We start from the raw sequence: 21,941 nt of genomic DNA, 5'->3' as shown, positions 1-21,941 counted from the left end.
TGCTAAAAAAAGTTGAGTACTAGTTGAGCTGGTCAGTTTGGAACGAAATAGAGTGGTTACTTTTACCGAAATCTACACAATGGCAACTTTCAATGCAAAACAAATATTCGGAAGATTATACGTAGAATTAGGGGCTGATGTGTTTTTTAATAAAATCACTATTTTAAACGCCTCTGATGATTTGAAATTGATTATCAGCTTAGGGATCCAAAGTGCATTGGAAGATAACTTTTAAGCTTAAACGCTATCTTCGTTTATTCTAAGAATTAATAGTTTTATATTTCTACCAACTGATATTATTTATTTTTAAAATCAATTGCTAAAACAATGACAATTTTCTAAACTTTTGGTTTTTGCAGAGACGTTTATTTCCCTTTTAATAACTCTAACTTTTCTCTTTCAGAAGCTAACAACCTTTCATATAATTCAACGATCTTTTCAATAGGGTTGAAGTTATTCTGAATTGAATTATCGTGAAAGTTATTGATGTTATTGAAAATAGTTTCTTCCGTGAAGTGCTTAATCCCTTCCGCACTAACCCCCAAAACTTTCGCCACTTTCTCCAAAGTACTTTCCTCAATTTCTTCGCTCTGCTCTAGTTTGCTTACCGCTTGTTGGCTAATGCCCAATTCTGCTGCTAGTGCATCCTGTTTCATGCCACGCAGTTCGCGTATGCGGCTAATCTTTCTTCCTAAATGAGTGCGGGTAGTTTTAGTAGCGTTTTCCATATCCAAATATATAAGAAATAAAGGTAGGTAAAAAACAAACACGAGGTGGTTTTTTACAACTGTTGGTGGTTCGGTACGCTACGTTGTCAAGGTAATTTAGTGTTACATCAACCCACTTTTATCTTATGGAAACATTAACCCCTATTGGCAAAGCCAAAAGACCAGCACATTTTATTGCCTTTTTAGAAAAGCTTGTTGCACAATTTAAACCCTTACAGGTATATCAGTATGCGCAGTTGGGGCATCAATGCCAAATACACAGTAGTTTTTGTGCTGCCAAGCAGCAAGAGGAGTCAATTTTTTATTTGCTGGTAATTACCGAGGGGAGCACCCGAATTGAAAATGGTATTCAAGAATTTGCCAACCAACATTATGCGGAGGGAAAATTAATAGTACATGCACATGGTGCGGAGACGTTAAAGCAGCATATTGCGCAAAGTAATTACTACTTCGCTACGGTGCTTAACCAGGGGCAACTGCTTTATAGCTCCAATGGCGTGCTCTGCTTAGCAGAAGTATCTACACCACAACCTGATAAAAGGCTGGCGCAAGCTAAATTGAATTGGAAACATCGCAGTAAAATGGCCAATGGTTTTTTGCTGTCTGCCGATAGGTCTTTGGAAGAAGATCATGAAACTGTCTGTTTGTTTCTGTTGCATCAAGTAATAGAGCAGGCTTGTATTGGGCTGATTTGGGTGTTTATGGGCTACAAATCGGATATGCATAATTTAAGACGATTGCTCTATGTATGCGGTTGTTTTTCTAAAAAGCCCATGCAACACTTTATGGGTACGCCCGAGAATGAAGTGATGCTAGGTATCATTATGAGGAGTTATAGCGAAGCCAGATATAGGGAAAGCTTTTCGTTAGAAAATAGATCGGCTTATAATTTCTTGGAATTGGTAGAGCGCTTTATGGAGCTGGCAGAGGAGCTGTGTAAAGAGAAATTTGAGGAAATGGAAAACAATAACCAATCAAACAATAACCAATCATCAAATTGCAATGACCAAAATACAATGATCAATCAAACAATAACCAAAATACAATGACCAATTATCAAATTGCAATAACCAATTATCAAATCACAATTATCAAATTGCGATAACCAAAATACAATGATCAATCAAATAATGACCAATAACCAATTATCAAATCACAATGATCAAATTGCAATGACCAAAATACAATGATCAGTCATCAACTTACAAAGGTTAATAGCCAATGTTGCGGAGGTATTTGTTAAGCCTGAATTAAAACTTAACCTTTTCTTATCATTAGCGCAACAGAATGTTAATGGATTTTTTGAAGGTTTGCAAGGTTTTAAAAATCAGTGAATTGTGTTTGTTTTTGAGTTGGTTGTTGCTGTGTTGTTAACGGTGTGTTCATGGTGGTTTCTTTTTTGTAACGCCTGGTTTGCCCAGCTTGATGCGAGTAATTTTCAATTTCGTATCGATCAAAAAACGGATATCCAAATTCAAACAATTTAAAGAAACAATGAAAACACTTTTTACTTCAGTACTTTTATTCTTGACTGTAGTATGCGCCCATGCACAACAAGGGAGTGGCGTAATTACAGGTAAGGTGATTGAGAAAATGACGAAGGCATCTTTACCGGGAGCCTCTGTAAAATTAAATGTGGGTAATCGTTACACGGTTTCAGACCAAACGGGAGATTACGAATTTCTGCGAGTGCCAGAAGGTACTTACGAAGTGGAGGTAATTTACATGGGTTACCAAGCACAAAAACAAACGGTTACTGTAACTAGGGGCGGAAATACAGTGCTTAACTTCTCTTTAGAAGACGGTGCTTTTGCCATGAACCAAGTGGTAGTAATGGGCGATAGACTAAGAGGCCAAGCCCGTGCTTTGAACCAACAAAAGAGCAAATCGAACATCTCTAACATCATTTCTTCTGACCAAGTAGGTCGTTTCCCAGATGCAAACGTGGGCGAAGCTTTACGTCGTGTACCAGGGGTAACCATGCAGAATGACCAAGGTGAGGCTCGTAACATCATCATCAGAGGTTTAGCGCCAGAGTTAAACTCGGTAACCTTAAACGGCGACCGTATTCCATCTGCCGAAGGCGATAACCGTCGTGTGCAAATGGATTTAATTCCATCTGATATGATTGCAACTATCGAAGTAAACAAAACCCTAACTTCTGATATGGACGCTGATGCGATTGGTGGTTCGGTGAATTTGATTACCCGTGCCTCTCCAAACGGCGAGCGTGTATCGGCAACTTTATCATCGGGCTATAACCCAATTCGTGATAAAGCTTTGTACACAGGTAGTTTTGTATACGGAAATCGCTTTGCTAAAAATGCTATTGGTATGGTTTTAAGCGGTTCTTACAATAACCAAAATTATGGATCAGACAACGTTGAGGCCGTATGGTTAAAAGACAATTTCGGAAATGCTTTTATAGAAGAGACGGACATTCGCAGATATGATGTAGAAAGAGTAAGAAGAAGTGTTGCTGCTGCTTTAGACTTTAAATTAGGTAAAAACCACACTATTTTCGCTAACGCGATGTACAACTGGCGTGACGATAGAGAAAACAGATATCGTATGCGTTTCGACAGAATTACCCCTCAGTATAATGCAGCAAACCAAATTACGGGTTACTCTGCTCGTGTTGGTTTACAAACTAAAGGTGGTATTGATAACGATAGAAACAGAATGACACGTTTGGAAGATCAGCGTGTACAAAACTATTCGTTACGTGGTGAGCATTTAATTACTTCTGGTTTAGATATGGACTGGACAGTGAGTTATTCTACTGCGAGAGAATTTCGCCCGAATGAGCGTTACATGTTGTTTAGACAGAATAACAGAACTTTAAACTTCACCGGAACTAGCGAATTTCCAGTATTTAATGCTACTAATTTGAATGCAAATGCAGTTGGTTTAAATACCATTTCAGAAAATAACGATTTGACGGAAGAAAGCGAATTAGGAGCAAAATTGAATTTCAGGATGCCTCTTTCAGTAATCGAAGGTCAAAAAGGTCGTTTACGTTTTGGTGGTAGAGTGAGAATTAAAGATAAAGACAGAAACAACATGTTTACTGCCTACGAACCAGTAGATGGTAATTTAATTCCAAACTTAGGCTCAATTCCTAATGTCTATTTTGATGGTAAAAATTACCAAGCTGGAGAACAATATGTACCAGGCTTGTTTGCAAGCAGAGCTTATTTGGCTGGCTTAAACCTAACAAATACAGCTGTATTTACTGGAGAAGAAGATCCAACCGAGTTTTTGGCGTTAAATTATACGGCTAAAGAAAATATCTTAGCTGGTTACCTACGTTGGGATCAAGACATTAACGATAAATTATCGGTAATTGCTGGTTTGCGTTTAGAGCATACTAGAATTAATTATACAGGTAACATTATCGAAGATGAGGAAGACTTAGCGGGTGTGCGTGCTTCAAAAAACAATTACACAAACTTTCTACCAAGTGCAACCTTAAAATACCAAGCTAATGATGATTTAGTTTTCCGCGGCGCATTTACAACTGCTTTGGCTAGACCAAACTACTATGCCCTTACGCCATTTGTAGGTATTGTTGCTGGCGACGAAGAAATTGCAGCTGGTAATCCAAATTTAGATGCTACCTACGCCTATAATTTCGATTTAATGGCAGAACAGTACTTTAAATCTGTGGGTTTAATTTCTGGAGGTGTATTTTACAAACGTTTAAAAAACTTCATTTATAACTATTCGGATATGGCTTACACCACTGCGAAATTTGCTAACGACTTCCCTAGTTTGGCAAATCCAATTCCAGCGGGAGAGCAATGGGCATTTCAACAAAACAGAAATGGTGAAAGCGTAAACGTTTACGGATTTGAGGTAGCGGTACAAAGACAGTTAGACTTTTTACCAGGTAAATTCTTGCAAGGCTTTGGTGTGTATGCCAACTATACTTTCACTAAATCTAAAGCAAAAGGTATTGCCAGCGAAGACGGAGATTTTAGAGAGAACATCACCCTGCCAGGCACTGCGCCACACATGCTGAACGGTTCATTATCATGGGAAAACAGTCGTTTCTCTGTAAGGTTATCAGCAAATTACACTGCAGCATACATTGATGAAATTGGTGTAGATTCTTTCTTTGATGCTTACTACGACAAGCAGTTCTTTTTAGATGCAAATGCTTCTGTGAAGGTTTCTAAAGTAGCTAGGTTTTTTGCTGAGGCAACCAATTTAACTAATCAGCCTTTGAGATATTACCAAGGTGTAGTTAACCAAACTAAACAAATGGAATATTACCGCCCTAGATATAACTTGGGTGTGAAGTTTGATTTTTAGGGATTGATAATTAGAAACACCCCGCCCGTTGGGCACCCCTCTAAAAGAGGGGGATGTTGGATGCAATTCCCCTCTTTTAGAGGGGGGGTCGAAGACTGGGGTGTTTAGAAAATTAGCTCCCTCTGGCTACGCCATCTTTACTAGAGGGAGAGAGTTTGAAAGTTGTTTTTCTCTCCCTTTTAAGAAGAGATGTTCAAAGGGCAAAGAGGGTTTTGAAAATAAATATAGCAGTATGATAAAACGAAGTTTATGGTTCATATCAATGGTATTTTGTGTAGCAGGGCAACTTGCTGCACAAAATCCAACTGCTATACATGAAGTTAACGAGCACATCGAAAAAACTTCGCCACAAACTTCAGATGCTTTATTTATCAGACAGAACGAAATCTATAAACAAGCAAAGGCTGATGCTGATTTAGTGCAACAGGCGAGAGCCTTACAACGAATGGGGCAAATTTGTTATCAAATGGGTTTGTTTACGCAATCGCTCAATTATCACATCAAAGCCGATGAAATTTACCGGTCGGATAAAAACGAGAAACAAGCTGCGGATAACCTGAACGATTTGGCTTTGCTTTTCCTCATCACCAAACAGGAAAAAGATGCCAAACTATCGTATTTCAAAGCTTTAACTACCTTTCAGCGATTGAGAGATAGTAGTGGGATAGCTCGTACTTACGCCAATATTGGCCATTATTACGAGAAGACACTGAATTATGATAGTGCTTATTTCTATCAGCAAAAAGCCATGCAAGTATTTGATAGCATTGGCGATGCTGAAGGAGCAGCATTGGTGCACGAAAATTTAGGTAGTATTTATGAAGACAAATCTCAATTTAATAAAGCTTATTTTCATTTTTCTAAAGCGTTAGCTTGGTTTGAGCAGGGCAGTAACACCGAAATGCTGATAGATGCTTACAACAATGTTGGCGATGTTTACCGTAAACAGGGAGCTTATGCAGAGGCCTTGCGTTATACCAGAAAAGCAGAAGCTTTGGCTAAAAGTACGAAGTCTTACAGCAGGTTAAGCAGCGCCTATCGGGATTTAGGAAAAACCTATAGCTTCCTTAAGCAAACCGATAGTACTTTTCATTATCTAGAGCTGAGCAGGCAGTACTTTTTACGTTCTTATTCTCAGGAAAGTAAAAACCAAGAAGCCTTGCTAAAGGTGATTTATGGGCTAGATAGAAAAGAAATGCAGCTGGCCGAAATGGCTAGACAGGAGAAAATTGCTTGGGCAATTTACATCGCCTCTGGTATTGCTGCGGTGGTGTTTATTTTAGTTGCAGCCATTATTATCCGTAATCAACGGCATCGTATTTTAAGAGAAAGAGAAACACGTTTAAAAGAAGAGGAAATCTTGAAAACGAAGCAGGAACTGATGGAGGTTGATTTGAATAACAAGAAACTGCAAGAGGAGCAATTGAAGGAAAATCTGCACACTAAAGCCAAAGAAATTACCGCACATACGTTGCAGACCATTCAGAAAAATCAGTTGCTGGAGGATATTAGGGAAGCCTTGACGGAAATGATTAAAAGCGATGGCAGAAGTTATAAAAAGGAATTGCGAAGTTTGCTGAACAAGATCAATCAGAACTTTCATAAAGATGCGTATTGGGACGATTTTAGAAGAATATTTGAAGAGATTAACCAAGAGTTTTTTGATCAGTTGCAACAAATCAATCCAGGGCTTTCTGCAACCGACATCAAGTTCATCTCCCTAATTAAGTTGAATATGAATGCACCTGATATAGCAGCGCTGTTAGGCGTTTCTACAGATAGTTTACGTGTGGCTCGTTACCGACTAAGAAAAAAACTAAAATTGGAGCAGGGGGCTAGTTTAACGGCCTTTATCCAATCTATTTAACAACAAATGTTGCTTTTTTGATACCCAAAATCTCAAGCTTGTTCACTATTTGTAACGCTGTTGTTTTGGTTTAATCGACATGAAACCCAACATTTGTTCATCAAAATTAAATGTAATGAATAATTCGAGAACATATTTTTTAGGATTGATGCTATTAGCCCTAAGCGCTTGTGGCCAAAAAGTAAAAGAAAATAAAAATCTAAACAATCCAAATACGGTACAGGCTACTGTAATTACAGAGAAGGTAAAACACGATACCGATGATCCTGCGATTTGGATTAACCCCGCTGATGCGAGCAAAAGTTTGATTATTGGTACAGATAAAGATACAGACGGTGCTTTGTATGCTTTTGACCTATCGGGTAAAGTAGTGAAACGAGTTGGTGGTATTCAACGTCCAAACAATGTGGACATCGCCTATGGCATTTTGGTAAATGGTAAAAAGGTAGATGTTGCCGTAACTACCGAGCGCCAAGCAAATAAAATCCGCATTTTCACTTTGCCAGATTTAAGGCCTATTGATAACGGTGGTATCGAAGTTTTTGCTGGTGAGCAAGAAAGAGATCCAATGGGAGTTGCTTTATATACCCGTCCATCTGACCAAGCTGTGTTTGCCATAGTTGGCAGAAAAACTGGTCCGGCAGATGCTTATTTGTGGCAGTACCAATTGAAGGATAATGGTAAAGGAGCCATCACTGGCGAAGTAGTGCGTAAGTTTGGTAAATACAGTGGTAAAAAAGAAATTGAAGCCATTGCGGTAGACAACGAATTAGGTTTCATTTATTATTCTGATGAGCAAGTTGGCGTTCGCAAATACATTGCTGATCCTGCTGCTAAAAACAATCAGGAGTTGGCATTATTTGCACAAACAGGCTTTTCTGACGATCACGAAGGTATTGCAATTTACAAAACTGGTGCAAAAACTGGCTATATCCTGGTGTCTAACCAAGGTTCGCAGAGTTTCATGGTTTACCCACGTGAAGGTAGTAATGGCAACCCGCATCAATATGACTTAATTACTGAATTTCCAGTAAGTGCCATGGAAACAGACGGAGCAGATGCTGTGAATGTAAACTTAGGCGCTAATTATCCAGAGGGGATTTTTGTAGCGATGAGTACCGACAAGACTTTCCATTTTTATGACTGGAGGCTGATCGCAGAGAAGATCAAAATAGGAGCAAAGAAATAACATATTTTCTCAATTCTCCTAGTGTGTTTTATATCATTCTGCTGAGAGAATTTGGTTAGCAGAGAAAAGCCATATCTTTTTAGATATGGCTTTTTTTGTATTACGAATGACTAATTTTTATTTTATTAATTCGCACAGACTCTTTGAACTAACGAGCAGATACGTCAAACAATATTCCTAATTTGTTTAGGTTTCTTATCTTAGCAAAACAATACATTCCGTTTGAAAGCTGTCGGTATCCTTCTTTTATTTTCATTATTAAGTTTTTTCAGCGCATCTGCACAGTGGGGCAACAGTTACGAAAAAGGTAAATGGTTAGACTCTGTACTGAATGTTTATCTCTTTAATAAAAAACAGCGTGCTGCTGTTGAGGAAACATTGCAACAGAAACTTAGCACAGGCAAAGACGGCGAACTCAAATCTTTTGTAGAACTTGTTGAGTTTATAAACGGAATAGAGCATAACCCAACTAGTGTTGATGCTTTTTATGAACAAGTAGGCTCTGCGTATAAAGCATACCCGAATATACAGGCCATGTGCTATAAAACCATTGGTTTCTATTATTTTGTGGTAGCTGTTAACTATGAAAAGGCCTTTAGCGCTTATGTTAAATTGGAGAAGTTATTGGAGGTTTATCCTGCAAACGTAATTACCGATTATGCTACTTACTGTGCAGAAATTTCCTCTGCTTATTATAAGTTTAAAGACTTCAAAAAGGCAATTGAATTAGGCAAGAGGGGGGTGGTACATGCCAGTAACCAGTGGGATTTTTATAATACCATTGGCTTGTGTTTCATGGAGCAACATCAAATCGACTCGGCCATCCACTACCTGCAAAAGGCAGCAGATGTGGCAGTGGAGAAAAAAATGTCCAACATCTACAGAACCATATCTTTGGGCAACTTGGGCTACGGTTACTATCGGAAGAAAGACTTCGAAAAAGCGAAACCGCTCATTCTTATCGATTTAAACGAAGCCTTAAAAATGCAGGATTACGGTTTGGCATCTGGCGCAGAAATTCCTTTGGCAGATATCTACCTCACAGAGAAAAAATGGACAGCTGCCAATGCGCTTTTAGATAGTGCCCGATACCATATTGCGCTAAGTCAGCAATTGAGTAGGTTAGAGAAGTTTTTCCCGGTGCGCAGTCGTTATTATCAGCTAATAGGTAACCAAAAGCTTGCACTGGCTTACCGCGATTCGACCATCAAAGCCATTAAACGCAATGATTCTATTTTCAATAGCTTGTTGGTAATGCGGGTGCAACAACGTACCGATTTAGAAAAACTTTTGGAGGAAAGGAGCAAGTTAGAAAGTTATAAGAGAACATCTCAGATACGTATCATTGCAATAACAGCTGTTTTCATTATACTGCTAGTGGTTATTTTAGTAGTAAGGTATTATCGTGGCAGATTAGAGAAAGACAAAAAAAGGATAGAGGAACTGAACAGGATCATGATGTTGCGGCAAAAACTGAGCGCAGATATGCACGACGACATCGGCAGTACCTTGAGCAGTATTTCTTTATACACCCACTCTTTGTTGATGCAGCCACAGGCAGATCCGCAGCGAAATACCCTCGAAAAGATTAAGCAAAATGCACAAAATGTGCAGGAAAGCATTGGGGATATTATTTGGAGTGTTAACCCGGATATGGATGTGATGGATCAGGTAATTGCCCGGATGCGAGCTTTTGGTGCCGATATGACCGAGCATGCTGGAATAGTTTTTCATTTTACAGCCGATGGCGATGTAAGCAATTTATCGTTAGCCATGGGGACGCGGAAAAATCTTTATTTGATTTATAAGGAGGTGGTTAATAATGCCGTAAAATACAGTAGTGCTAAGAAAATTACGGTGTTAATGAAAGCAGATGCTGGAGCATTTTCGATGACTATAAGTGACGACGGTATTGGCTTTGATGTTTCTGCCAAAAGTTCTGGTAATGGACTTTCGAATATGCGAAGAAGAGCAGAGGAAGTTGGTGCAAGCATTACAATTTTGAGTGAAAAAGGCAAAGGTACTAGCGTTACATTGATGATACCTTTGTAGCGAATAAAGTGAATTTGGGTTAAGTATGCCCTAACTTTATCTAGTTTGCCTTTGAAAGTTTTTTTAGCTCGCCGCCGCTGGGCTCCTACTTTTTGACCGCAAAAAGTAGCAAAAACTCTCGGTTGCTTATTTTTCTTTCAAAGAACGTGGTTTGGCTCATTGATTCAACCCGAAAAATAAGAGACCGAAAATTAGCTGAACGGAGATTTGAGTGGGCTATCGCTAGCAACGAAAATAATTTTCTTATCCGTAATTCACCTTGAATAGCTAATATTAGCTATTGGGTGCTGACAGTAATGGTTATAGTTTTGCTGGTCTTGGTGATTATAGGTCTGTGATATTTAGTTTTCCGAAATTTCTGTGCAAGAAGTCGGACGGTTTAAATAGTCTTCGACAAGCTCAGACTGACAGGCATAAGATGAAGTTTATTAGACCGCAGAAGAAAAAAACAGAATGAAGAAACGCATTATCATATTTGATGACGATAGTACCAGAAGGGACAGTTTAGCTATGTTGCTAAATATGTGCCATGATATGGAATGCGTAGGTGCTTTTGAGAGCGCTGCCGAGGCTGTGGCTATGGTAAAAGCTACCCAGCCAGATTTGGTATTAATGGATATTGATATGCCACTGGGTAATGGGATATATGGTACCCGTGTAATTAAGTCAGAGTTTCCAAGCCTACTTATTATTATGCAAACGGTTTTTGATGATAATGAGCACATTTTTGAAGCCGTAAAAGCGGGGGCAAATGGCTATCTCCTAAAAAAGACATCGCCAGATAAATTGTTAGAAGAACTGAGAGATGCTTTTGAGGGTGGTGCTCCAATGACTGGCAGTGTGGCTTTAAAGCTATTGCAGTTTTTTAGGGAAGAGCATATATCGCCATCTTATAATTTAAGTGAAAGAGAAAAAGGCATTCTTAAATTATTGGTGGATGGTCATAGTTATAAGATGATTGCCGCCAAAAGCGATATTTCCTATTTTACGGTTTGCAACCACATCAAAAAAATCTACGAAAAGCTTCATGTAAATAGTGCCACCGAAGCGGTACGTTTGGCTATTCAGAATAGAATAGTTTCTTAAGCTTTATAAATTTTCCTGCTGATTTTATTAGAAAAATTTAGGACTAATTAAGTTTAAATTCACAGCAGTAAATCTTTACTGAGCTCTCATTTTTACATTAATTTTTTTGACGCTAGGTGCTGTCAATAGCTAATATTAGCTATTGTGCGACTAAGCTATTTACTCTTTTTTTGCGTAAGGATTAGCTGTGCTTTTGCAGCTTTTCCACAAACACAATTTCAATAATGCTTTATTGTCCCGTCATTAAATTTACACGCTCCAGTACCGTTGCTCACAGCGGTATTTTCATTATTTCCAATCCTTAAGAATTAAAAATATGAAGAAACTTTACTTTTTGTTATGCGTCGTCTTATGTAGCTTGTTTTTAACGACCAAGTCGCATGCACAATCTAACTCTATTACCTTCGATTTTTCAGGTGGTAATTCGGCAAATGGTCATAGGGATATATGGAGCACGAAAAATGATTACGTGCTTAGAGTAACTAACAACTATAATACGTTGCACGTCTTAAACATAGGAGGGACTAGTATGATAGGTCCTGCATATAATGTCGAGAAATTGACTACTTTTTCTATAGACGATAAATCTCCCTTTGATTTAAGTTCGATTGATGTTTACAATAACTCCAATGACCTAACAAACATTGTGATTAAAACGAGCAAAGGTGGCTCTGCTACCATGCAAATTGGAGGAAATAATTATAATGTATTTACGCTTCCTGTGAATGATGAAAAGTTTAAACAAATTACCTCTTTTACTGTCGAAGGTTCAAGCGAGTTTAATAAATTTCAATATGATAATATAAAGTTGAACAATATTACAGATATCATTGCTCCAAAAGTAAATAATGTCAGCTCTATAAGTGATGACAGTAAAATTTATAAAGCTGGAGATGAAATTCTGATACATTTGGATTTTTCAGAAAAGGTAACTGTTACAGGTACGCCTAAATTAGAATTAGAAACTGGCGTTATAAAAAGGTATGCTAACTATATATCTGGTAGCGGAACCTCAAGCCTTACTTTTAAATATACAGTTCAGGATGGAGACGCATCCTATGATTTAAACTATACTTCTGAGTCGGCACTGATTTTAAATGCGGGAACGATTAAAGACCGTGGAGGAAATGACCCGGCACCCTTGCCGCCTACATCTTGGAATTCAGGGCATCTAGCTGCTAACAAAAATTTTGTAGTTGATGCACTTAAGCCAACTATCGTTTCTGTGACCTCACAGGCTCAAAATCGTCGTTATAAGCTTGGAGAAGTAATTAGCATAAGGGTTAATTTCTCAGAAAATGTAAATGTTACGGGTACACCTCAACTTACTTTAGAAACAGGCAATACAGATCGCACAATTGATTATAGCAGTGGAACGGGAAGTAACGCACTTTTTTTCAATTATACGGTACAAGTTGGAGATTTATCTGAAGACTTGGACTATGTATCTACTACAGCACTTCAGTTAAATCAGGGGACTATCAAAGATGCTGCGGGTAATGCAGCAGTACTCACACTAGCTACGCCAAGAAGTGCAGGCTCACTATCAGCCAACAAGGATTTAGTTGTTGATGGTGTCGTGCCTACTATTACAAACGTTTCTGCGTCATCCAATGATGGAGCTTATAAGATTAACGATGTAATTAATATTGAGTTAACTTTTTCCAAGGATGTTTGGGTAGATAGACGACCTGAACTCAAACTAGAGACTGGTACTACAGACCGTGTGGTTTATTATTCCACAGGATCCGGAACCAATAAACTTACATTTAGTTATACCGTACAAGCAGGCGATTTAACCTCTCGTTTAGATTATTTTTCTACTACGGCGCTTGTACAGAATAACAGTACAATAAGAGACCTTGCTTTAAACGATGCTTCATTAACCTTGCCATCACCTGGAGCTGCTAATTCTTTGGGTGCCAATAAAAATATAGCGATAGATGGCGTGATACCAACGGTAGTATCAGTCACTTCTTTAGCCACTGATAAAACCTATAAGTCGGGAGATGACATTGACATTCAGGTAAAATTCACAGAAAATGTGATCGTGACGGGTACGCCACAACTTACCTTGGAAACTGGTGTAACAGATCAAAAAGTCAACTATTCATCAGGTAGTGGAACATCCACCCTAATTTTTAAATACACGGTACAGGTTGGAGACGCCAGTGCTGATTTGGATTATGTAGCTACTAATTCTCTTTCACTAAATGGAGGTACGATAAAAGATGCAGCAGGTAATGTGGCAACCCTCACTTTGCCAACGCCAGGAGCTACTAATTCTTTAGCAGCAAATAAGGCTATTGTGATTGACGGAGCACCACCAACGGTAGTTTCAGTGACTTCTAGTACTGCCAGTAGAACTTACAGAGCAGGACAGTCTGTTATTATTTGGGTAAATTTTTCAGAAAATGTTACGGTAACAGGTACGCCACAACTTACCCTAGAGACAGGACCAACCGATCGCGTAATAAATTATGTTTCAGGTAGTGGAACTTCAAGCTTACGCTTTGATTATAACATCCAGTTTGGCGATTATACGTCTGATTTAGATTATGTTGCTACCAATTCGCTTAAGCTCAATGGAGGAACAATAAAGGATGCTAGAAGTAATGACTTCATATTAACCTTACCAACGCCAGGAGCAGCTTCATCGCTATCAACCAGTAGAGATATTGTAATTGAACAGGTTAATCCAAATACGGATGGTGTACTTTTTGTTAATAGGCAAGCTGGTGCATTTGCAGAAAACGGAAATAGTTGGTCAACTGCGGTTCGCGAATTGTCGAATGCACTAAAACTGGCCAAAACGCAAACTAATATTAAACAGATATGGGTAACGGCTGAAACACATTCTCCAATGTATAGCCCTGCAGATAATAACTTTGGTGTAGGTGCAGGTAGGGATAATGCTTTCCTAATGGTTAGAAATGTTCCGCTTTACGGTGGTTTTAATGGAAACGAAACTGCCATAACGCAGCGAAATAATTCTAGAAAAACCATTTTGAGTGGTGAGCTTGGGGCAAGTGGTAATGCGGATAATGCGTACCATGTGGTAATATTTTCTGGAGATGCTGGTACAGCTACACTGAATGGTTTTACGGTTACAGGAGGTAATGCAGATGGATCGGCTGGGATCGCAGTGAATGCTAAATCTGTTTCAAGAGGAGTTGGAGGTGGGATCTATCTGAATTCAGCTTCGCCTCTTTTAACCAACATCGATGTCAATGGAAATTCAACTACCGGCGCTGGTGGTGGAATATTTAATATCTCGTCATCATCACCAGTTCTTACAAATGCAAATGTGAATAACAACACAGCAACTAACGGTGCTGGTATATACAATAATGATCACTCATCTCCAGTTTTTACAGATGTAACTATTAATAATAATACGGCAACTAGTAATGGTGGGGCTATCTACAGTATAGGTATTTCTTCTCCTAAATTAACCAACGTTAATATAAGTGGTAATTCGGCCAATTTAAATGGGGGCGGTTTATACAATGCAGACGCTTCTTCGCCTTTGTTAACCAATGTAATTATCCGTGGTAATAAAGCAGGAGCTGAAGGAGCTGGTTTGTATATCGAAACTTCTTCGCCCATATTAACAAATGTTACCTTGAGCGGTAATTGGGCTGTAGCCAATGGTGGTGCTATTTATAACAGATATTCCTCGCCTAAAATTTATAACAGTATTTTGTTTGGTAATAGTTCTGGTGTTTACAATACATCAAGTAACCCTGCTTTTTACAATTCAATTGTACAGGAAAGTGGCGGTAGTAATAGCTGGATTGCCACTATTGGTACTAATGGGGGAAACAACCTTGACATAGATCCTAAATTTAAATCTGCGCCAAATTATAACACTGCACCTTTTACCGGTGGCGATTATAATTTGAAAGCTTCTAGCCAAGCCATTGACGCAGCAAATAACGCTTACTTTACAGGGCTCTCTGCTGCCACTACCGATTTGCAGGGAAAACCTAGAGCCTACAATTATGGAAGTGGTGGTATTGTAGATATGGGAGCTTTTGAATATCAATCAAGCTTTAGAACAAATGCTCAGGGCGTAATCTTCGTGAAAAAAGGAAGTACTGGTAGTGGATCAAGTTGGACTAACGCCATGGGCGAATTGGCAGACGCGTTAAAAATAGCCAAAACGGTTAGTGACATTGAGCAGATTTGGGTAGCCCAAGGGACATACTATCCGCTATATAGTCCAGCAGACAATAACTTTGGTAATAACGCTAATAGGAATAATGCATTTCTGTTAGTTAATGATGTGAAAATATATGGAGGTTTTGCAGGAACAGAGACCACTACAATGCAGCGAGATACCATCAGCGGGTCGCATAAGTCTATCTTGAGTGGAGACCTTGGAACTGTTGGGAATAATGCCGACAACGCTTATCACGTGGTGGTTGCCGTTGGAAGTATAGGCAAAGCCTCGTTAAACGGGTTCACCGTTACAGGAGGAAATTCGGGTACTGGCAGTGAACAATATATCACGGTAAATGGACAAAGCTTAAGGTCTTATTTTTACGGTGGACTTTTATTAAATGGCGCCTCACCAGAACTTTCTAATTTAACGATAACTGAAAATACCGCTCAAAATGGTGGCGGGGGGATAGGCATTGTATCAGGAGCCCGACCAACAATTACAAACTCAGTGATTAGTGGCAATTCGTCATCTAGCGGCGGAGGCGTTTATATCAACAGTACATCACCTACATTTGTCAATGTAATCATCAACGGCAATAACGCTGGTTACGCCGGAGGAGGAATTTATGTAAATAGCTCATCTTCATCAGTTTTTAATAACGTAACCATCAGTGGCAATAAAGCAACTACTAGTGGCGGAGCAATGTATATTCAGTCTTCATCTACAACCGTACCATCTTTTTACAACAGTATTATTTACGGTAATAATACAGGAGTTGCTGCGGCGTATGCTAACGTAGGAGCTAGGTACTACAATGGCATTGTGCAAGGTAGCCGAGGTAGCATAAATTGGGCGTCGACAACAGGAGTTGACGGTGGCAATAATTTAGATGTTGACCCTCAATTTGTATCAGCTCCAAACGCTAATACCGCACCTTTTACAGGTGGTAATTATAAACTGCAATTAACAAGTCCCGCCATCAATGCCGGTAAAAACAGTTATTTTACAGATTTGACAGAGTCGTCTTTAGATTTGGCTGGCAACCCAAGGGTTTCTGATTTTACGGATGCAGGGATCATTGACATGGGTGCCTACGAATACCAAACCTCAATTGCCCCTAATGCAGACGGTGTGCTTTTTGTTAAAAAAGGCAGCAACGGCAAAGGCGGAAGTTGGACAAAGGCTGTTGGTGAATTGGCGGATGCGCTTAAAGAAGCAAAAACAAATACCGATATCAAACAAATCTGGGTAGCCGCAGGAAGTTATAAACCTATGTACAGCTCAGAAGATGGCGTAAACTTTGGTACAGATAAAGGAAGTAGCAATAGCTTTTTGCTGGTAAAAGATGTGAAGGTTTACGGTGGTTTTGAGGGCACAGAAAGTACGCTTTCACAACGTAATTTTAAGACCAATGTAAGTACCTTGTCGGGTGATTTGGGAGGTGTCGGAAAAAGTTATAACGTGGTTATCAGTTCCGGTGCCATGGGTTCGGCAACACTAGATGGCTTTACCATACGGGATGGAAATGCAAGTAATTCGTCTTATTTTTATGTAAATGGCAACCAAGTTTATCCATGCTCTGGAGCGGGTATCTATAATTCTGTGACCGATGCAGATTATAAAAACTTAATTTTAATGAATAACATCAGTGGCGAGTCTGGCGGTGGTATGTTCTGTTATAGGTCATCTGTAAAACTAAACCATGTAATCATGAAAAACAACAGTGCCAGACATGGTGGAGCGATGGCCAATCAGGATAATTCTCACGCTAAGGTTATCAATTCATTGTTTTTTGCCAATAGTTCATCTGCGGGTGGGGATGCCGTATACAACGTGGACGGCTCGCAACCAGAGTTTATAAATGTAACCGTTGCCCAAAACACTGGAGGTGTAAAAAATGGTATACTCAACGAAAATAATGCTGAGCCTAAGGTTTACAACAGCATAGTTTGGGGCGGAATAAACGGAAGCTATCAAGCTCAAAACTCTATCATACAACATAGTGCCGATGCTACTAACGGTAATATTGATGCTAGCAGCCTAAACGATACCGATATATTTACAAATCCCGCAAATAATGAGTTTAGCTTAAAAAAGGGAAGCCCTGTTATAAATAAAGGTAGTAATACATTATATGAAGCTGCCGATGGAGATAACAATAATAATAACCTGGCCAATGATAAAGATTTAGCAGGCAACTCTAGGGTGTATAATTTTGCAACTAGCGGTACTATAGATTTGGGCGCTTATGAATATCAGGGTGTTCATGTATTGTCAGATGCAGCCGGAATTGTTTATGTTAAGAAAGGTAGCACTGGCAGTGGTGTAAGTTGGGCAAATGCCCTGGGTGAGCTTGCAGATGCGCTTATAGTAGCAAAAACAAATACCGCAATCAAACAGGTTTGGGTAGCCGCAGGTACGTACCATCCGTTATATAGCCCAGCTGATGATAACTTTGGTGTAAATGCGGGCAGGGCAAATTCCTTCCTGTTAGTAAAAGATTTAAAGATATTCGGTGGTTTTGAAGGAAATGAAACGGCAACTGCGCAAAGAGATACAATTACTTGGGCACACCAATCTATTTTAAGTGGTAATATTGGAGTGCTGAGCAACGCAACAGATAACGTATATCATGTTTTGGTTTCGGCGGGCGATGTTGGGACTGCCCAACTTAACGGTTTTACAATTACAGAGGGGGGCAGCGGTTACGCAGGTGGATCTATCATCGTAAATGGCAAAAATGTAGATGTGACAAGAGGAGCTGGTGTTTACAATATTTCTTCTTCACCGCTGTTGACAAACCTAAACATAACAGGTAATAACGCATTTGCTGGCGGTAACGGTGCTGGTGTTTACTGCAACTCTTCTTCACCTAAAATTTTAAATACTACCATCAACAACAATAAGTCAGAAGGCGGTAGTGGCGGAGGCATGTACCTCATATCTTCGTCTATTCCTGAACTAAGAAATGTAACCATCAGCGGTAACTCTGCAACTGTTAATGGTGGTGGAATATATAGTGAAGCATCTGCCCCAATCTTGAACGATGTTGTTATTAGTAATAACAAGGCATTGGGTAATTTTGGTGGAGGTATTTTTAATATAGCGTCTTCGCCAATTTTAAAAAACGTAACCATTAGTAATAATTCAGCGCAAGTTTATGGGGGCGGTATTTATAGTGGTAGTAATTCCGAAATTGTATTTGATGGAGGTGAGATCAGCAACAATACAGCTCAAGAAGGAGGCGGTATTGCAAATCAAAGTTCTTCGTCTACTTTTAACAAAGTAGCTATCATTGGAAACTCAGCTACAAATAAGGGTGGTGGTGTGCATAATGATACAGGTGCAACACTGATATTAGATGGTGTATCGGTTAAAGCCAACAACGCTGGATCGGATGGAGGTGGTATCTTCAACAAGTCTAATTCCTTAAAATTGGTCAATGTTGCCATAACAGGTAACAAATCGGCTTCTGGAGGAGGTGGTGGAATTTATAATGAGGCATCAGCTACATTTACAAATTTAACCATTGCAGGTAACGCAGCTCCCATGGGTGGTGGTGTATTAAATGTTGGATCTTCCGTTAAATTTTACAATACTATTTTATATGGAAATAGTTCAGAGCTGCTTAATGTTTCATCTACTTCAGAGTTTTATAACTCTATTGTGAAGGGTAGCGGTGGCAGTAATAACTGGGATTCTTCTATTGGAACAGATAAAGGAGGCAATCTTGACCTAGAACCTGGATTTGTTGTTGCGCCAAGTCACGATACGGCTCCGTTTACGGGTGGAGATTATAAATTGGTGCCTAATAGTCCAGCAATTAATAAAGGTGATAACAGTTACTATGCAGGGCTTTCGGCAACTAGTACCGATTTGGCAGACAATACAAGGGTATATAATTTTGCTACCAATGGTACAATAGATCTAGGTGCGTATGAGTATCAGGGTACACTTTCTCAAACCATCAGCTTTGCTGCTTTGAGTGGAAAGACAACTGCCAGCGCAGATTTTGCATTGAGCGCTACAGCTAGCAGCGGATTGGCCGTGAGCTATGCAAGTGGTGATGCGGCCATCGCAGATGTTTACCAAGACAACGGCGTTTGGAAGGTGAAAGTTAAAACTGCAGGTTCGGTTGTGATCACCGCAAGTCAAAGCGGTAATGGCGACTACGCTGCGGCAACAGCGGTAGATCAAACTTTAGTAGTTACCGATGCGGTACTTCCGGTGCAGTTAACCAATTATACTGCAAAAGTTGCAAATCAAACAGCTAGGCTAGATTGGAGCGTATCTTCTGAGCGTGATAACCGTAATTTTGTAATTTATCGCAGTGGCGATGATAGGCAATTTACCGAGATAGGAACGGTACTAAGTTTAGGTAATACCAATACCAACAGAAATTATTTCTTTGTAGATAAGCAGCCTTTAAACGGTAACAATTACTACAAGCTGGTGCAGGTAGACTTGGATGGCAAGCCGGTTGAACTTGGTGTTAAACCATTGAACTTCGTGCTTTCGGCTGTTAATTTGAATGTATATCCTAACCCAACAAAAGATAAAGTAAACGTTACTTTTGAAGCTGGGACATATAGCCGCATAGCTTTAACAGGTATAGAAGGTAAAGTATTAAAATCTTTTGAACTAAGCTCGCAGCAAGGTCAGTTAGCCATAGATTTAACTGCTTATCCTGTTGGAACTTATTTTATAAAATTAACGGGAGGGCAACAAAGCACTGTTAAAAAAGTAGTAAAACAATAACATTATACCAAACAAACATCAACCCTGTGGGCAATTGCTTACAGGGTTTTTTTGTTTAGCTATAGCCTAAATATTTCTGAAGCAGAGGGTGATTAATGTTAGTTACGCTGCGGTTACTGTTCTGTTAGGATAGATTTTGGTAAACAAACGCATTTTGTGGTGAACAAATTTGCGCTTAGCCTTAATTTCGTTAGCAATTAACTGCTTAGCGAGAGATTTATAAAGTGCTTTTGTTTCTGCATCAGCCTCTGCAAAACCTGGTACGGCACTTATCGCGATAGCTAATGCGCAGTCGACCAGTTGAGGTAATCTATTTGTGATTAATGCAGTTTTCATGATATTCAGGTAAATACAAACGATGTGCCGAATTAAGTGCTGAGCTAATTTTTCACATTAATTTAACATCAAGCATAGTTGGATTGATAAAAAGGGAATGGATGGGACACTCCCTTTAAATTTAAATTTGTGGACTGTGACTAGTTTTCAGATCAGAAGCCATATTTTTTGCTTTTTCCATCCACTCTGGTGCACGGTCTTTAATATAGTCCAGTTTTGTTCTGCCAAAGGCATCTTTTTTCGTCAAATATTTCACTGCGCCGTACACTGCGGCTCCAATCAGCGCTGTTTTTACAATTCCCATATCTTATTAGTTTTTAGAGATTAACAGTCTGCAATCATTTTGGTTTTTAAAAATACTTCGGCATTTCATCACAAACATTTCCCATGCTTCTATGTTCAATTGAAAAGAGAAAAAGACAATGAGCAACTTAGATATCTTTCCAGAACTGTTGGGTAAAACAGTAGTAATTACCGGTGCTTCAAGTGGCGTTGGTTTAGCAACTGCCGAAGCATTTGCTGATGCAGGTTGTAGAGTAGTGCTGGCTGCTAGGGGCGAAGAAGGGCTAGCAAAAGCGCTTGCAAGCTGCTTAGCTTTTGGTGGCTTTGCAATAGCTGTACCTACAGATGTTTCCGATTACGAGCAAGTGCAAAAGCTAGTAAGCGAGGCCGTGGCTTTTGGTGACGAAATAGATTATTGGGTAAACAATGCTGGTGTTATGGCAAGCGGCAAATTTGAAGAAGTTCCAATCGAAGTCAGTCATCAGGTAATTAAAACCAATTTATTTGGATATTTGAACTGCGCTCATGCGGTGCTGCCCATATTTAAGCAACAAGGTCACGGAGTGCTCATCAACAATGTATCTATTGGTGGTTATATGCCAGCGCCGTACAGTGCGGTTTATTCTGCCACTAAATTTGGTATCAAAGGAATGATGGAATGCTTACAGGGGGAACTATCTGGCGAAAAAGATATCCATGTTTGTAATCTTTACCCTCAAATCCAACGTTCTACGGGTAACATGCATTCGGCAAAATACTCTGGATTGGATTTTAAAGTGCCACCCTTTGCTGCCGACCCAAAAGATACTGCTGCACAATTATTGAAACTGGCTATGCATCCTAAAAAAGATAAATTTTCAGATTTTACCTCTTGGGGATTGAAAACCATGCATGCTTTTTTTCCAAAGTTGTTGGTTAATACCGCATCGGCTGGAATGCGTTTAATGATGAAACTAAAACAGGGTGAGCCAACGGATGGTAATGTGCTCCATCCATCAGATGATCCTCATCAAATTTACGGCGAAACTATTTTGCCTGTTCCATCAAAGAAAACAAAAATGGCTATTGGGTTAGGTGTAGTAATTGGCGCAGCACTAATTTTAGCATCCGGAAGAAAAAGTTAAATAAATCTAACATGTATATAAGAAGAAATCCATC

Annotated in this window: 12 protein-coding genes; 9 read left to right on the top strand and 3 right to left on the bottom strand. The window is 39.3% G+C overall.

Annotated elements, in window-relative coordinates:
* The first annotated feature begins 37 nt into the window (after positions 1-37).
* Positions 38-235 carry a hypothetical protein gene (locus AC23ME_RS17935; protein WP_487729137.1) on the top strand — a complete coding sequence of 66 codons (198 nt, stop codon included), beginning with the start codon at positions 38-40 and terminating at the stop codon, positions 233-235.
* A 130-nt stretch (positions 236-365) separates the two neighbouring features.
* Here the strand turns inward: AC23ME_RS17935 and AC23ME_RS17930 are convergent, their stop codons facing one another.
* The gene (locus AC23ME_RS17930; protein WP_487729136.1) at positions 366-728 is read right to left on the bottom strand and encodes a helix-turn-helix domain-containing protein; all 363 of its coding nucleotides are present in this window, start codon (positions 726-728) and stop codon (positions 366-368) included.
* Between the two features lie 125 nt (positions 729-853).
* Between AC23ME_RS17930 and AC23ME_RS17925 the strand changes: the two genes are divergently transcribed.
* The 7 genes from AC23ME_RS17925 (at position 854) to AC23ME_RS17895 (ending at position 20,165) form a co-directional block, all read left to right on the top strand.
* A complete protein-coding gene (locus AC23ME_RS17925) occupies positions 854-1,777 on the top strand; it encodes a HEPN domain-containing protein (RefSeq protein ID WP_487729135.1) in 924 nt (307 codons plus the stop codon).
* A 445-nt stretch (positions 1,778-2,222) separates the two neighbouring features.
* The gene (locus AC23ME_RS17920) at positions 2,223-5,045 is read left to right on the top strand and encodes a TonB-dependent receptor (RefSeq protein WP_487729134.1); all 2,823 of its coding nucleotides are present in this window, start codon (positions 2,223-2,225) and stop codon (positions 5,043-5,045) included.
* 232 nt (positions 5,046-5,277) lie between these two features.
* On the top strand, positions 5,278-6,912 hold the full coding sequence (locus AC23ME_RS17915; protein ID WP_487729133.1) for a tetratricopeptide repeat protein: 1,635 nt from the start codon (positions 5,278-5,280) through the stop codon (positions 6,910-6,912).
* A gap of 115 nt (positions 6,913-7,027) precedes the next feature.
* The gene (locus AC23ME_RS17910; RefSeq protein WP_487729132.1) at positions 7,028-8,101 is read left to right on the top strand and encodes a phytase; all 1,074 of its coding nucleotides are present in this window, start codon (positions 7,028-7,030) and stop codon (positions 8,099-8,101) included.
* Between the two features lie 222 nt (positions 8,102-8,323).
* On the top strand, positions 8,324-10,153 hold the full coding sequence (locus tag AC23ME_RS17905) for a tetratricopeptide repeat-containing sensor histidine kinase (protein ID WP_487729131.1): 1,830 nt from the start codon (positions 8,324-8,326) through the stop codon (positions 10,151-10,153).
* A 453-nt stretch (positions 10,154-10,606) separates the two neighbouring features.
* A complete protein-coding gene (locus AC23ME_RS17900; RefSeq protein WP_487729130.1) occupies positions 10,607-11,239 on the top strand; it encodes a response regulator in 633 nt (210 codons plus the stop codon).
* Between the two features lie 316 nt (positions 11,240-11,555).
* The gene (locus AC23ME_RS17895) at positions 11,556-20,165 is read left to right on the top strand and encodes a T9SS type A sorting domain-containing protein (RefSeq protein WP_487729129.1); all 8,610 of its coding nucleotides are present in this window, start codon (positions 11,556-11,558) and stop codon (positions 20,163-20,165) included.
* Positions 20,166-20,267: 102 nt separating this feature from the next.
* On the opposite strand, the gene AC23ME_RS17890 is transcribed toward AC23ME_RS17895, so the two are convergent.
* Positions 20,268-20,501, bottom strand: coding sequence for a hypothetical protein (locus AC23ME_RS17890; protein WP_487729128.1), 234 nt, complete (start codon positions 20,499-20,501; stop codon positions 20,268-20,270).
* Positions 20,502-20,622: 121 nt separating this feature from the next.
* Positions 20,623-20,805: a YtxH domain-containing protein gene (locus tag AC23ME_RS17885; RefSeq protein WP_487729127.1), complete on the bottom strand. Its 183-nt coding sequence runs from the start codon at positions 20,803-20,805 to the stop codon at positions 20,623-20,625.
* Positions 20,806-20,923: 118 nt separating this feature from the next.
* Between AC23ME_RS17885 and AC23ME_RS17880 the strand changes: the two genes are divergently transcribed.
* Positions 20,924-21,907 (top strand): SDR family NAD(P)-dependent oxidoreductase, encoded by a 984-nt coding sequence (locus AC23ME_RS17880; protein ID WP_487729126.1) that lies wholly within the window; start codon positions 20,924-20,926, stop codon positions 21,905-21,907.
* Positions 21,908-21,941 lie beyond the last annotated feature (34 nt).

It is taken from the genome of Pedobacter sp. T50_32, assembly GCF_057652195.1.
Note: the sequence above shows the minus strand (reverse complement) of the source record. Positions and strands in the feature narration are given on the sequence as shown.